This window comes from Arthrobacter bambusae (genome assembly GCF_030812595.1).
Classification (GTDB): Bacteria; Actinomycetota; Actinomycetes; order Actinomycetales; family Micrococcaceae; genus Arthrobacter; species Arthrobacter bambusae_B.
This window is the reverse complement of the sequence record NZ_JAUSSZ010000006.1, coordinates 126,268-140,570: the sequence shown is the minus strand read 5'-3', so window position 1 is coordinate 140,570 and position 14,303 is coordinate 126,268. Positions and strand designations below refer to the sequence as shown.

The window sequence follows — 14,303 nt, the reverse complement described above, 5'->3', positions numbered from 1 at the left end:
GCGCCCCGCTGCGGCTCGAGCAGCGGGGGCGCGCTCCGTTAAAGTAACCATCGCCGCTATAGCTGCCCGATTGCTCCCGTTTTCCCCCGGGCCAGGCCCCTCGCGCTGGCACTTGGCAAGTAGCCGAGTTCGTGCGCAGCTTCCATCACCGATTCCCTGGTGGATTCGCGCACCCGGTGCCGCTGGGTGAAGGAGAGCGACACGGTGGCAATCGAGACAGCGGCGCGTTCGGCGACGTCGTAGATCGTTGGTTTTTTGGCCATGGAGACTCCTTTTCCGGCCCTCAGTCTAGGCGCATGCCGCACGGCGGGGGCTCGTGGCATGCGCGGATCCGGAAACGGCATAAAAGTCGAAACGCTTAACCGATTGACGCTGTTCGGAGGCCCATGAAAGCGTATTTATTGGCCCTAATCGATATCTGAGAAAGGTCAGGGATACCGTGGGCATTCAACAACAAGCAACGCCATCAAGCCTCAGGGTAGGCGTTGTGGGCATCGGATGGGCTGGCCAACAGCACCTCAAGGCTTACAACAGCATCGAAGGCGTTGACATCGTCGCTGTCGCCGGGATGGAGGAAGATCTCCTCGCCCAGATGAAGCAGGAATACCGCATCCCGCATGCGTTCGCCCGTTGGGAAGACATGATCGGTCTGGAAGGCCTGGACGCAATCAGTGTCGCCGTTCCGACCTTCCTGCACGCCCCGATCTCCATAGCGGCGCTGGAGCGTGGGCTGCATGTGCTGAGCGAAAAGCCATTGGCGCGCAACGGCGAAGAAGGACGCGCCATGGTCGAGGCGGCCCGGAAGGCCGGCAGGGTCTTGGATGTCGCGTTCAATCACCGCCGCCGCGGCGACATCCAAAAACTCAAAGCCATCATCGACGACGGCGGACTCGGACGTCCGTACTACGCCAAGGGTTCCTGGCTTCGCCGAGCCGGCATCCCCACCCTGGGCAGTTGGTTTACCAATCCGGAGCTGGCCGGCGGCGGTCCGCTCGCTGACATCGGAGTCCACGTCCTGGACTACTCGCTCCACCTGCTGGGCGAACCGAAGGTCCTGACCGTCTCTGCGCAGACACACTCGGAGCTGGGTCCGCTGGGCCGTGGCGGCAACGCCCGTTATACCGCGGGGCCCGCAAGCCACAAATTCGAAGTCGAGGACTTCGCCTCCGCCTTCATCCGACTCGAAGGCGGAGGCACCTTGATCCTTGAGGCGGGTTGGGCGAGCTACCGTGAGGTGGACGACTTGCTCGACTTCACCGTGTACGGGACCGACGGCGGTGCTGAACTACGCGCCGTCGGGGCGCCCTTGCAACCGGTCGGCAGCCTGAAAATCTTCACGGAGAAGGACGGCGAAAACGCCGACTACGAGCCCGAAGCTATTCCCGGCCTTGCCCACCAGGCCGTCGTCGACGACTTCATTGCCGCCGTCCGCGGCGGGGAGACGGTCTGGGGACAACACGACGGATCGCTCGCCCTGAGCAGGGCGCTCATCCTTGATGCCTGCTACAAGTCCGCACTCGAACAACGCGAAGTGGTGCTCTGATGACCGACAAGAAACTGAAGATCGTCGTCTGGAACGAGGCCATCCATGAGGCCCGCAACAAGCCCGACACCATGGCCGAAATGTACCCCGACGGCATCCACGGTGCCATCGCTGCGGGCTTGCGGAGCTTCTATCCGGATGCGGAAATAAGCACGGCGATCCTGGCCGATCCTGAGCACGGCCTGGACGAGGAAACGCTTGCCGCCACCGACGTCCTGCTCTGGTGGGGGCATATCGGGCACCACGAGGTGCGCGATGAAGTTGTGGAACGCGTGCAGCGGCACGTCTTGGGCGGGATGGGACTCGTGGTGCTGCATTCAGGCCATTTCGCGAAGATTTTCACCCGGCTTCTGGGTACGACATGTTCGCTCAAGTGGCGCAACGACGGCGAACGCGAGCTCGTGTGGACGGTCAAGCCATCGCACCCGATCGCAGCCGGAGTGGAGAGCCCCATCCTGATCCCCAAACAGGAAATGTACGGGGAACTCTTCGACATCCCGGAGCCGGACGACCTGATTTTCATCAGCTCCTTCGAAGGCGGCGAGGTGTTCCGCTCCGGAGTGACGTTCTCCCGCGGCAAGGGACGGATCTTCTACTTCAGCCCGGGTGACCAGGAATACCCTGTCTACCACCAGCCGCAGATCCAGAGGGTCATCGCCAACGGTGTGGGTTGGGTTGCGCAGCCCGAACAGTTCCGGGATGCCCCGGCAGTGACCAACCCGGCGCGGAACTGGTTTTTTACTACCTGAAATCCCGGGAGTTGGACTTTACCGTCAGGACCAAGGATTCCAGCTTGTCCGCCACCAGATTGGTGGCTCCCTCCGGCGAACGTTCAAGGAAACCCCGGACGATCAGGGCGGATGATTCCCGGGCCACGCGGCGATGCCTCTTCCAGAGGCCAACGCTGCAGATAACGTTGAGAATGCCGCTCTCGTCCTCCAGATTGACGAAGGTGATCCCTTGCGCGGTCTGGGGGCGTTGGCGGTGGGTCACCACGCCGGCCACCTCAACACGCGTGCCGGACTCGACTTGGGAGAGCCGGTCCACCCGCAACACCCCCCTGGAATCCAGGGCTCCGCGGGCGTGGCGCATCGGGTGGTCATCGGTGCTGATGCCTGTGGCCCACATATCGTAGGCAACGTTTTCCTGGGGAGAGAGCTCGGGCAGCAGTGGAGGCTGGACGGCGACGCGGGTCCCCGGCAACTGTCCTTCCCGCTCAAGCGCAGCATCCCCGGCCAGCCACAGCGCTTCGCGGCGGTTCATCCCCAGCGAATCGAGTGCGCCCGCGGACGCGAGTGCCTCCAACTGGTCCGCGCTGAGGTTCGCGCGGCGGGACAGATCCGCCATGTCGCGGTAGGCGCCATGCTCCTCACGCTCGGCGACGATCCGCTTCGCGACCTCAGTTCCGATGGACGTGACGCCGTCGAGCCCCAGCCGCACCGCGTGTGAGCCATCCCGTCGGTGCAGGTGGTCCTCGCGTGGTTGATCCTGTTGGAAGGGACCGATTTTTGGCTGGTGGAAGTGCAAGCAGGAATCCATGCCGCCCACCTGGGCCGCCTCTGCCTTTGCAGCCTCATCGAGCACTTCGAGTGTTGCCTCGGCAAGGGAATGGAGTACATCAGGACGCAGCACCTGGACCCCGTGCCTGCGGGCATCGGCCACGAGGCTTTGCGGGGAGTAGAAGCCCATGGGTTGTGCCCTGAGCAGGGACGCGAGGAACGCGCCGGGATAGTGCAGCTTCAGCCATGAGCTTGCATAGACCAACACCGCGAAGCTCAAGGAATGCGATTCCGCGAAACCAAAGTTCGCAAAGGCCTGGATCTTGCCGTAGATGGCGTCGGCGTCATCCTTGCTGATCCCGTTGGCGGCCATCCCCGCATAGAGCTTGGCCTCCAGCGTCTCGATCTTCTCCCGGCCCCGTTTGGAGCCCATCGCGCGGCGGAGCAGGTCCGCGTCCTCGGCGGTGCAGCCGCCCACGGCAACCGCCATCTGCATGAGCTGCTCCTGGAACAAGGGCACACCCAAGGTCCGCTTGAGCACAGGCTCCAGCAAGGGATGAAGATAGGTGATCTTTTCCGTGCCGGCGCGGCGTCGGATGTATGGGTGGACGGCACCGCCTTGGACCGGCCCTGGGCGGATCAGCGCGATTTCGACCACGAGATCGTAGAATTCCCTCGGTTTCAGCCGCGGCAGCGTGCTGATCTGGGCCCGTGATTCCACTTGGAACACCCCGATCGAGTCGGCACGGCAGAGCATGTCGTACACGGCCGGTTCTTCCCGCGGAATGGTCTCGATGGTCCAGCGCTCACCGAAGTGCTGGTCGATCAAATCGAACGAGTATTGCAGGGCTGCGAGCATGCCCAGGCCGAGAAGATCGAATTTGACCAAGCCCATCCATTCGCAATCGTCCTTATCCCATTGCAGGACCGTGCGGTTTTCCATCCGGGCACGCTCGATGGGTACTACCTCGCCAACAGGCCGTTCGGTGAGGACCATGCCGCCGGAGTGGATGCCCAGGTGCCGGGGGAAGCCCAGTATTTGATCAGCGAGGTCCAGGACCGGGGACGGGATGTTGTTGGTCTTGCCATCGCTGAGGTCGCCCCAGTGATCGAGCCGCTTGGACCAGGCATCCTGTTGGCCTTGGCTGTAGCCGAGCGCTTTGGCTACGTCCCTGACGGCGTTCTTCGGCCTGTAGCTGATGACATTCGCTACCTGGGCTGCGTTGAACCGTCCGTACTTGCCGTAGACGTACTGGATGACTTCTTCTCGTCGGTCCGAGTCGAAATCGACGTCGATATCCGGTTCTTCCTCGCGGAGGCTGGAGAGGAAACGCTCAAACGGAAGGTTGTAGAAGATACTGTCGACGGCGGTGATCCCCAATGCGTAGCAGACGGCCGAGTTCGCCGCGGAACCCCGGCCTTGGCAGAGGATGCCGCGGGAACGGGCAAACTTCACGATGTCGTGCACAATCAGGAAATAGCCGGGGAAGTTCTTCGCTTCGATCACTGCGAGTTCCTGTTGGATCCGGCGATGGACCCGTTCGTCGGCGTCCGGGTATTTGTCCCGGATGCCTTCTTCAACAAGGTGCCGGAGCCAGCTGATAAGGGTGTGCCCTGCTGGAACATCGAGCTTGGGGAGCTTCGGACGGGCGGCCCGCAACTGGAACGCTAGTTCGTCGGCGATCTCGACAGTCCGTTCGACCGCGCCGGGATAGCGCGCGAACCGCGCTGCCATCTCGGAACCGCTCCGCAGATGGGCGCCGCTGCTCGCGGGCAGCCACCCGTCCATTTCCTCCAGGCTGCGGCGTGCCCGGACAGCCGCCATGGCCGTTGCCAGCGGGTATCCCTCCGGGGATGCATAATGAACGGCGTTGCTGGCGATGAAAGGTATGCCCGCGCGCTCGGCAATACGGACGAGGGCGTCGTTGTGGCTGCTGTCGAGGGGATTCCCGTGATCGAAGAGCTCCACCACCACATTTTTCCGCCCGAACCTTTCGATCAAGGCCGCCACCTCGGCGGCAGCGGCTTGCTCGCCGTCGCTCATGAGGGCCCTCCGGACCGAGCCTTTGCGGCATCCGGTCAGCACCAGGCAATGGTCCCGCAGGGAATGCGCCAGCGCATCGAGGTCATAGATGGGGTGGCCCTTTTCCGCATCGGCCGCCAGATGGGCGGACGTCATCGCCCCTGCCAAGCGGTGGTAGCCCTCTTCCTTGCGGGCAAGGACGAGCAAATGGTCACCTTCGGGATCGGCTTCCCCTTGCTGGGGTTTGCTGAGTCCGAGCGACAGCTCAGCGCCAAACACGGTCTTCAGCTCGTAGGCTTCGGCTGCTTCCGCCATGCGCACAATCCCGTAGTAGCCGTCATGATCAGTCAGCGCGAGGGCATGGAGCCCCAGACGGACGGCTTCCTCAACCAGTTTCTCGGGTGATGAGGCGCCGTCAAGGAAGCTGTAGTGCGAATGCGCGTGCAGTTCGGCATAGGGCACGACGCCGGCACCCGACCTGGAGGCGACCCTTGCGGGATCGAGGGGGACCGGACGGTACGGCCCGCGTTTCCTTGACCAGGCGGGGCTGTCGCCGCCGTCTCCCTTGGCCTTGCCTATGTCCGGCACACGCCGGTCCGAGAGCGTGCGTTCGAACTCCGACCAGGGGATTGACGGGTTGTTCCAGGCCATGTTCGTCTTCCTGACTAAAGTTCGGTGTTCCACTCTTGCTGTTCAGTCGTATCGGGCCTCTGCCCACCAGTTCTGCCCGTCCAGGAGGAGGAGCCAAGCCTCTCCGGTTCCGTCCACAAGCTGGAACCGGTCCGCTTCAAGGCGGTGGTCGGCGTCCCACCATCTCTGCCGCAACGGCCAGGGGCCGGCCCACTGAACTACCAGCCGTCCTCGGGCAGGGTCTCCGCCGGGACAGAACCACCTTGGCGGGGCAAGCAATCCGCCGCGGTGGTCCGTAAGGACTTTTTCCCTGTTGGCATCGAGCAACAGGACAGGGACGAGGGAAGCGAACACCGTAGCGGGCTGCGGGTCTGGAATCCTGCCGGGCCACGGTCTGGAGGCCAACGCGGGCGCTCCCGCGGGCAAGGAATCTCCCCAAGGAACCAGGCGGCGCCGCTCGGCCAGCAAGCGACCCCCCGAGATCGCAGGCACTACCACGGCTTCATGTCCCAGCATGCTTTGGATCCGGCTGAGTCCATGATGAATCTGTTCCTCAGCGCCATCTCCGAAGAGCGCCCGCCCATGATGGGCGATGGAGTCCACCCGGACGGGGACGAACTCGACCCTTGTGACTGGTGACGACAGGCCGCCGCGGGCCACGCCGCCGTCGTGCGTTCCGCCGTCGGGCATTCTGCTGTTGACAGGGGGCTGTGACTGAAGCTGCCAACGCACCCTGTCCACGACGTCGCTGGGAGTGAAGTGTCGGGGGTGGCCCCACGTCCGCTCGGAGCGGCTTCCTGCTTCGTCGGTGATCAGAACCCTCAGCTCCGTGCAGACCAAGCCTTCTGCCTGCACACCGGCCACAAAGGCGTCCGCCGTTGCGCGGAGCTGGAAGGCGAGTTGGTCAACCCGGTCCAAGCCGGGTTCGAATTCCACCCGTTGGTCCAGTTTCCGCGGGGGAGTCCGGGGGACCACCGTGCGGGGATCCTGTCCGCTTGCCAGGGCGTGCGCAGTGACTCCGGCAGCACCGAAACGGGACCGGACATCTGCAGCGGGAAGATCGGCGAAATTCCCCAAAGTGAGGATGCCAAGGCGTTTGAGCAAGGAAGCCAGCTTCGGCTGGCCCAGTACTTCCACGGGAAATGGGGCCAGGAAATCCCGCGAAGAACCCGGCGGAAGCACAAGAACGGCAGAGAGTTCGCTGGTGCTCCGGGCTGCCTGCTCGGCGGCAAACACGGAATCGGCGATCCCCACCCGTGCCTCCACGCCGAGGCGGTCCGCCGCTTCAAGCACGGCACCTGCGGCCGCTTCCTCTCCGCCGTAATACCGTGAGGCACCCCTGGCCCGGGTAGCGCAGAGGCCGGGGCGAAGCACTTCCACGCCAGGAGTCCGTTCCTCAAGGGAGGAGACCACAGGCTCGAATTCCCTCGCATCCCGCACAGGGTCAACGGCACATACCACCAGCTCAGGACAACGGGTCTGGGCTTCCCTCAGCCGCAAGCCCCGGACCACTCCCTCTGCCCGGGCCTCCGCGGAGCAAGCAGCTATGACACCTTGGCCTATCACTGCCGCGGGTACAACAGGCGGCAGGGCATCTGCCAGGCGGGCCGCAACGAGAGGCCAATCCGGGAACCAGGTCACCAACGCGCGCACCGGGGTTTCAAGCTGGAACAGCATCATGCTCCCATCCGATGGCGGGACAGCCCTACCGGGCCGCTGTCCGCGAGGTCCACGGAGGCCCTGCGGGAACTGCCCCGCAAGGCGACCTCGAGTTCGAGCTCCTGCCGGGTGAGATGTCCATGGCCCTCCCCGAGCCCCGACCACTCATATCCATTCACTTGCAAGACGGCCTCGCTCTGCGGCCATGGCCCCAGGACAAGGAGGACGGCACTCCGCTCCCGGAGCCTGGCTCCCAAGCGGGCTGCCTCGGCGGGTGCGACTCTTTCCGGAGCACGCGCAAGCACCACCGAGAGCACGTCCGCCATGGCGGCGATTACCGGCGTCCAGCTGGTCCCGGGGTCAGGAACCAGCACCAGCCTGTCGAGAGCAATGCCGAATCCTGCTGCTGCCTCCACCCCGAAGTCAGGCAGCCCTGCGACCCCGCACCATGAGCCATCGCGTGAGGGCCCGGCCAACAAGGCCATGGCCAGCGACATGGATCCCTGTATGGAGTACGCCGCTCCCGGGCGCAGCCCGCCCGGGAGGAGCCTGCTGAGTGAGGGAAGCACAGGCAGCGAGCGTTCACTTCCGCGCTTGCCCTGCATGAGGTGGATCTGCGCCTGCAAGTCATCGCGCAGCGAGGCCGGCGAGGCGGAAGACAGGCGCGATGACATACTTCAATTTTCGAACATATATTCGAATGAGTCAATCGGAGCCGGAACCGCCAGGGGCACAGCCCGCCTCCTCAACGATCTACCACTTTAGACGCGGCTTCCCCGTTCCAGCCGCGCGGTTCCGGGCCGGCGCAGCGGCGTCACGCGCAAAGTTGGTCGGTTGTTGCGGGGCGTCCTCTGGACCACGTCACACTTGAGAGTGAAACTGCCAGGATCGAGGCGAGGATCAACGCCGACGCCGGGGCGCCAACGGCCCAGGGGGCACGCTCCACGTAGTTGATTCCTTCAACGAGGATGAGCCCCCACTCGGGCGATGGCTGATGGGGACCAAGGCCGAGGAATCCCAAGGCGGCCAAGGCGAGCGCGATTCCCGGTATCCGGAGCATCGAATGCCGGAACACCGGGCCAAGGATGGCCGGGAGGATATAGCGCCAGAGGACACGGACCCGTCCTACGCCCAGGACCGGGAGGATCTTCACATGGGGCTGGGCCCGGGCCTCCTGTGCCAAGGCCGCCGTGTGGGCGGCCAGGGGTGCCCAACTGACTAGGGTGACGGCTATCGCCGCGCCCTCGGCCGAGGGTCCGGTCCCAACAGGAGGTGCCGGGCCGCCGCGCTGAGGGAACCCGCCCGAACGGCCAGGATGAGCACGGCGGGAATGTCCTGGGCGCTCGCCGCGCCCAGCACCGCGCGGCCCAAACCCGGAATCGCGAAGACCTTCTCCACCGCAACTGCCCCGCCAGTGAGGCCAATGAGGACAAGCCCGATCTGGCTCGGTTAAGAGCGACGTTGGGCGTGGAGCCGCCTGATGATCGTCACACGGAACGGCCGGGCAGCCTCCGTCAGGTGATCGCGGCGTGGAGAGCGGCGGCGTTTTCGGCGAGCCAAGCTTGGCGGCGAAGAATCTTGTCGCCGATGCCTTCGTCCCACATCCGCTTCCAGCCACCGCCCTGGGTGAGTGCCCGGTGCCGCATCAAATGCCAGGAGCGCTCGGCGCCGTTCCTGGCCACGTCGACTACCTCGGCGCGATGAATTGGATCCAGGCCATACGCGTCCACCAGCACGGCAGCCCGGGAGGCGGCGTCCACCTTGCGCATCACCGGATCGCGGTCGGCGATGGGCATCCAGGCGCCCCACCAGAGGAGCAAGTTCGCGACCTCTTCCGCCCGGGTTGCGGGGCGCACCAAATCGAAGTCGATCAGGGCGACGGCGGTACCGCCCCGGAAGACGACGTTCTCGGGGGTGATGTCCATGTGGGCGAGGAATGTTGCGGGTCCGGCAATCGAGGCCGGGCACCCGTGCGGATCGGCGTCGTCGCCCTTGCGTGCCCAATCGGGTACGCCAAGCGGCTGCACGGCGTCATCGTAGGCCCTTACCAAGCGAGCGACGCTGATGGCGCTCGCTTCCTCGGCCACCCGGCTCGGCCAAGGGCGGCCGGCGGTGTCGCCGGGAACGAAGCTGAGGGTGTCCCTGCCGCTTTCGTCGATGCCCAGGAAGCGCGGCGCCCCCTGGAATCCGCCCGATTGGAGGAAATCCAGGAGACGGCGGACCCGCTGCGAAGCGTCGCTGACAGGGCGCCGCACGGTATCGCCGACCCGGACGAGCCCCTCCGTCACGTCTCCGCCCAGTAGCGGAACAGCCGGTTCCGGCCGTTCCGGCTCGACGTATTGACGGGTATCGCTAGTCACTGTCCGATGCTGCCACGGAAGAGTCGAAGGTGCCAGCCGGTGTGGCCGGAGCGGGAACGCAAGCTCGGAACGGTAGTCTCATCTGCGATGGAAGATCTGGGCGGCACCGTATTGACAGCGGCTGGAGCCTTCGCGGCGACAAACCTCGATGACCTTTTGGTCTTGTCCGTCCTTTTCTTGTCGGCCAGGACGCGAACGGTGCCCGGGCTGTGGAGAATTTGGGTAGGCCAGTACATCGGCATCGGAATATTGACCCTGGCAGCGGCCGCGGCGGCATTGGCCCTCGCCCCCGTTCCCATCGAATGGGTGGGATTCCTCGGCCTGGTGCCGCTCATCTTGGGCTGCTACGCCTTGCTCAGGGTTGCCCATCCGCCCGGACGCCCGCCGAAGCCCCGGTCGCTGACGATTCCGGTGGTTGTAGCCGTAACGGTCGCCAACGGTGGAGACAACATCTCCGTATACATTCCGCTTTTCCGCTCGCTGGGACCGGCTCCTTCGGTGGTGACGGGGTTGACTTTCGCGGTGATGGTGGCGGTCTGGTGCGCGGCCGGCTACTGGCTGACATCGCACCCGAAGGTGGGTGCGCTCTGCCGGCGGGCTGGAAACTGGGTTATCCCCCTGGTGTACGTAGCGCTCGGGACCATCATCATTGTCCGCTCCGGAGTCCTTGCCCTGTTGTTCCAGCGCTGATCTCCGCGCAGCATGCAGGATTCTCCCATTCGGAAGTGATATGACTGCGGGTGGGTTTCAACCGGAAGCGCGCAGGAGGATTGGCAAAGTATGTTCCGAGGTTGGTTTGTTGTAGGCGCCCTGGTGGTGCTCTTCGGGGCAGCGGCTGTGTTGGGGTTCGCAGCCATCTTCCGGGCCAGGAGTGTCGGGGGCCGGATCGACGCGGCTGCAGCAGGCATATTGGCCGCGGCCATGGCAGCCGTGGGGCTCGGATGGGCGCCGCTCGGCGTAGTCCCCCTGGGAGCGGCGATTGGCGTTGCCTTCCTCCTGTTCGTGTTCGAAATTGTGTTCAAAGGGTCGCGGGCGGGCGGGCAAGGCCGCTGGTCGGCGATCTATGGCGCAGTGGTGGCGGCGCTTTCGGGCTGGGTGTTGCTATCCGCGTCGAGTGGATCGGGATCGGTGTCGGATCACCCAGGACACCAACTGGGCGTCATCCTTGCCGACATCATGGGCGCTGTGCTCATGATTTTCGCCGCAACGGGGTGGGTGTTGCGTACCTTCGCGATGCCGGCCGAGAGCAGATCGCATGCTGTGCCCCGATTGAAGGGTGTCCGTGAGGCGTTGATTGCCGCAGGACTTGCCGTGGCGCTGTTTGCGATCTCCTAAGCGGTCCGCTGTGCCCGATCCGCTGCGCACGAGCTACTGAACAACGTGCCGCCCGGAGCGACCGGGCGGTGGATTTAGAATGGAGCCATGATCGATATTTCGGTCGAGAAGGTAGCCCTTCTCCTGATCATTGCAGTCTTGGTCCTTGGACCGACCAAGCTTCCAGAGTATGCAAGGAAGCTTGGCCGGCTTATCCGCGAACTGCGGCGCATGGCTTCCGGCGCGCAGGAAAAGCTCCGCCAGGAGCTCGGCCCCGAATTCGAGGACATCGATTGGCGGAAAATGGATCCGCGCCAATACGATCCCCGCCGCATTATCCGCGAAGCCCTCCTGGAGGACGAACCGCTTTCGGAGCCTTTCACCCCAACCCAGGCGCAGGCTCCGGTTCAGCCTCCTCCCCGCCCGGTGGTGCGGTTGGCGGCAGGGCAGAAGGCTCCTTTCGACGACGAGTCCACCTGATTGTCAGGCGAGGCGCGGAGTGCGCGGGGGAACGGTGCGACGCTTCCCTGTTGCTTCGAAGGCCGCGGCCAAGCCCAGCAGTGCGCTGTCGTCGTAGGCGCGGCCAGCGAACGTGAGCCCCACGGGCATCCCGATGTCGGCCATGGTTCCCATCGGAACCGTCACGGTCGGGATTCCCAGATGGCGCGGAACGAGGTTGCCGTTGGCCACCCACACACCGTTGCGCCAGCCGAGATCGGCTGAGGATTCGTTGACGTCCATGTCTGCTGGTCCGACGTCGGCGGCGGCGGGGAAGATGACCGCATCCAGGCGGAGGCCGTCCATCCATTCCTCAAGGTCCACCCGTCGGGTCTCTTCGAGTCCGCGCAGGCCTTCTTCAAGGAGCGGGATCTCGGCGATGGATGCAACTGCGTGCGCCCGGATATGCGCCGGATAGTCGGCGATGTCGTCATCGAACCCGTCGTAGCGGTCCGGAAGCGCACCTTCGGGGTGCGGGAAGATCGCCGTGCCATCGACGTCGGCCAGGCTGTTGAGCGCCGGATCCCCGTTCGCCGACAGGAAATCGTGCCACGCCCAGGCCGAGAGATCGACAATTTCCTTCCGGAGGTACTCCGGACTCACCAATCCGCGGGTGGCGATGGTGGGCGCGCCCGGGCGGTCGCCTTCGTAATTGGAGACCACGGGGAAATCCACCAACACCACCTCGGCGCCGTCGGCTTCGAGGTCGCGCCGTGCAGCCTCCCATAGCTCCATCACCGAATCGCGCGTCTGGATCCGTTGACCGGTGGGTCCGCCGATGCCAGGGTTCTCGTTGCTGCCGGCATCGGCGTCGGCGTTGATGTACATGCGCGGCACTCCGAAACGCTTGCCCTTCAAAGCCGCGCACGCGGCGTCGCCGTCGACTGGTGCCAGGGCCGGGTAGGAAGCCGGACGGATCAAGGACGCGGCCGGGATGTGCACCCACGGCTGCGCGCGCCAGAAATCGCCTCGCGTTTCGGCGTCATCGGCCACAATGACATCGAGCAGTTCCAAAAGGTCTGCCATGGACCGGGTGTGGGGCACCACCACATCCATCGTGGGGACCAGCGGCCAGTTGCCGCGCACTGAGATGACTCCGCGCGACGGCGTGTAGGCGCATAATGCATTGTTCGACGCCGGTGCGCGGCCGCTTGACCAGGTCTCCTCGCCCAGGCCGAAGGCCCCGAAGCTCGCGGCCGTCGCTGTGCCCGAGCCATTCGAGGACCCGGAACCGAAAGCCGCCGTGAGGAAATCGCCGTTGTACGGACTCTCGGCGCGTCCATAGACTCCGCGCTGCATGCCGCCGTTGGCCATGGGCGGCATATTGGTCAGGCCGATGAGCACGGCCCCTGCCGCGCGGAGGCGCTCGATAGTGAAGGCATCGCGCTGCGCGATGAGGTTTTCGAACGCGGGGGAGCCTGCGGCGGCAGTGAGTCCCTTGGCCAGGTAGCTGTCCTTGGCGGTGTAGGGAATGCCGTCGAGGGGCCCGAGGGTGGTGCCGCTCGCCCGGCGCGCGTCGGACGCCCGGGCATCTGCGAGCGCTTCGGGGTTCATCACCACCAGGGCGTTCAACCTGATGCCGTTGTGGTCGTAGGCTTCGATGCGGTCCAGGTACGCCTGGGTGAGTTCCTCGCTGGTCACTTCTCCGGCCTCAAGGGCTGCCCGCAATTGCGCGATGGAGGCCTCGACGACGTCGAATCGGCTCATCGTGCGGCCTGCCTGCTGAGTTTGGGCTGCTGTTGGGTGATGCAGTGGATTCCTCCGCCCCGGGCAAGGATCGGCCGGGCGTCCACTGTGACGACGCGGCGGCCCGGGTAGGCCTCCGCCAGGATTTCGGCGGCCAGGCGGTCGGCCCTCTCCTCGCCATAGCCGCACGCGATGACGCCGCCGTTGACCACGAGGTGGTTGACATAGCTCCAATCGACGAAGCCTTCCTCGTCGCGCAGGGTCTCGGGCGCGGGAAGCAGGGTGATCTCGAACGGCTTGCCTGCGGCGTCCTGTTGGGTTTCGAAGAACCGCTGGAGGGTGCGGCTGACTTCGAAATCCGGGTGCTCGGGATTGGTCTGCGCGTGCAGGAGGACCCGGCCGGGGGAGGGAAGCGTGGCCACCATGTCGATGTGCCCACGCGTGCCGAGGTCCTCATAGTCACGAGTGAGGCCTCGCGGCACCCACACGGTGTGGGTAGTGCCCAACGTCCGTGACAATTCCGCTTCGACGCGTGCTTTGTCTGTATGGGGGTTTCGACGTGGATCCAGCTGGACAGTCTCGGTCACGAGGACGGTGCCTTCGCCGTCGACGTGGATGGCGCCCCCTTCGTTGACCAACAGCGAAGTGATCAGTTCCGCAGCGGACTCCTCGGCAACGAAGCGGGCCATGCCGGCGCTCTTCTGCCATTCGGACCATGCCGGTGCGCCCCAGCCGTTGAAGATCCAGTCAACTGCGCCGAGCACCCCGGGACGGTCGTCGTCGACGACGAAGGTCGGCCCGACGTCGCGCATCCAGAATTCGTCGAGGGGCGCCTCAAGCTGTTCGATCCCGGCGCCCAGCATGCGGTGGGCGCGGTCCCGTTCACTGGGGTCAACCACCATGGTGACGGGCTCGAACTCGGACACCGCATGCGCGACGGCGGTCCAAGCCGCGTACGCTTCTTCCGCGGAGGCGGCGTCGTCGCCCAAGGTCAGGCCGGGGCGGGGAAACGCCATCCAGGTGCGCTCGTGGGGTGCGGTTTCGACTGGCATTCTCCAGGCCATGGAAGTCTCCTCTTTGTTGTGAGGTTG

At 65.1% G+C, this 14,303-nt stretch carries 14 protein-coding genes; 5 read left to right on the top strand and 9 right to left on the bottom strand.

The window, feature by feature from the left end; translation table 11 throughout:
- Window positions 1-56: 56 nt before the first annotated feature.
- Window positions 57-263, bottom strand: a complete 207-nt coding sequence (locus tag J2S96_RS10225; protein ID WP_306862636.1) for a LacI family DNA-binding transcriptional regulator — start codon at window positions 261-263, stop codon at window positions 57-59.
- 176 nt (window positions 264-439) lie between these two features.
- Here J2S96_RS10225 and J2S96_RS10220 point away from each other — a divergent pair, with 176 nt between their 5' ends.
- On the top strand, window positions 440-1,543 hold the full coding sequence (locus J2S96_RS10220; RefSeq protein ID WP_306862633.1) for a Gfo/Idh/MocA family protein: 1,104 nt from the start codon (window positions 440-442) through the stop codon (window positions 1,541-1,543).
- The gene (locus J2S96_RS10215; protein ID WP_306862630.1) at window positions 1,543-2,292 is read left to right on the top strand and encodes a ThuA domain-containing protein; all 750 of its coding nucleotides are present in this window, start codon (window positions 1,543-1,545) and stop codon (window positions 2,290-2,292) included. The genes J2S96_RS10220 and J2S96_RS10215 overlap by 1 nt, the downstream gene beginning before the upstream one ends.
- Here the strand turns inward: J2S96_RS10215 and J2S96_RS10210 are convergent.
- From J2S96_RS10210 to J2S96_RS10185, 6 genes are all read right to left on the bottom strand, one after another.
- Window positions 2,285-5,716, bottom strand: coding sequence for an error-prone DNA polymerase (locus J2S96_RS10210; protein ID WP_306862627.1), 3,432 nt, complete (start codon window positions 5,714-5,716; stop codon window positions 2,285-2,287). The genes J2S96_RS10215 and J2S96_RS10210 overlap by 8 nt on opposite strands.
- Before the next feature lie 42 nt (window positions 5,717-5,758).
- On the bottom strand, window positions 5,759-7,375 hold the full coding sequence (locus J2S96_RS10205; protein WP_306862624.1) for a DNA polymerase Y family protein: 1,617 nt from the start codon (window positions 7,373-7,375) through the stop codon (window positions 5,759-5,761).
- Complete coding sequence (locus tag J2S96_RS10200; RefSeq protein ID WP_306862621.1) at window positions 7,372-8,028, bottom strand: hypothetical protein; 657 nt, start codon at window positions 8,026-8,028, stop codon at window positions 7,372-7,374. Before J2S96_RS10200 ends, J2S96_RS10205 begins: the two co-directional genes overlap by 4 nt.
- A gap of 140 nt (window positions 8,029-8,168) precedes the next feature.
- Window positions 8,169-8,537, bottom strand: coding sequence for an ABC transporter permease subunit (locus J2S96_RS10195; protein ID WP_306862618.1), 369 nt, complete (start codon window positions 8,535-8,537; stop codon window positions 8,169-8,171).
- A gap of 47 nt (window positions 8,538-8,584) precedes the next feature.
- Window positions 8,585-8,752, bottom strand: a complete 168-nt coding sequence (locus J2S96_RS10190) for a hypothetical protein (protein WP_306862616.1) — start codon at window positions 8,750-8,752, stop codon at window positions 8,585-8,587.
- Window positions 8,753-8,868: 116 nt separating this feature from the next.
- Window positions 8,869-9,714, bottom strand: coding sequence for a phosphotransferase (locus J2S96_RS10185; protein WP_306862614.1), 846 nt, complete (start codon window positions 9,712-9,714; stop codon window positions 8,869-8,871).
- Window positions 9,715-9,753: 39 nt separating this feature from the next.
- Between J2S96_RS10185 and J2S96_RS10180 the strand changes: the two genes are divergently transcribed.
- The 3 genes from J2S96_RS10180 to J2S96_RS10170 all read left to right on the top strand — a co-directional run bounded on the left by J2S96_RS10180 (window position 9,754) and on the right by J2S96_RS10170 (window position 11,508).
- Window positions 9,754-10,404, top strand: coding sequence for a cadmium resistance transporter (locus J2S96_RS10180; RefSeq protein WP_306862612.1), 651 nt, complete (start codon window positions 9,754-9,756; stop codon window positions 10,402-10,404).
- A 90-nt stretch (window positions 10,405-10,494) separates the two neighbouring features.
- The gene (locus J2S96_RS10175; RefSeq protein WP_306862610.1) at window positions 10,495-11,049 is read left to right on the top strand and encodes a hypothetical protein; all 555 of its coding nucleotides are present in this window, start codon (window positions 10,495-10,497) and stop codon (window positions 11,047-11,049) included.
- A gap of 87 nt (window positions 11,050-11,136) precedes the next feature.
- Window positions 11,137-11,508, top strand: coding sequence for a sec-independent translocase (locus J2S96_RS10170; RefSeq protein ID WP_306862608.1), 372 nt, complete (start codon window positions 11,137-11,139; stop codon window positions 11,506-11,508).
- 3 nt (window positions 11,509-11,511) lie between these two features.
- On the opposite strand, the gene J2S96_RS10165 is transcribed toward J2S96_RS10170, so the two are convergent.
- Together J2S96_RS10165 and J2S96_RS10160 are read right to left on the bottom strand one after the other, a co-directional pair.
- The gene (locus tag J2S96_RS10165; RefSeq protein WP_306862606.1) at window positions 11,512-13,233 is read right to left on the bottom strand and encodes an amidase; all 1,722 of its coding nucleotides are present in this window, start codon (window positions 13,231-13,233) and stop codon (window positions 11,512-11,514) included.
- Entirely contained in the window at window positions 13,230-14,276 is a 1,047-nt protein-coding gene (locus J2S96_RS10160; protein WP_306862604.1) for an agmatine deiminase family protein, read from the bottom strand. The genes J2S96_RS10165 and J2S96_RS10160 overlap by 4 nt, the downstream gene beginning before the upstream one ends.
- Between the last annotated feature and the right edge of the window lie 27 nt (window positions 14,277-14,303).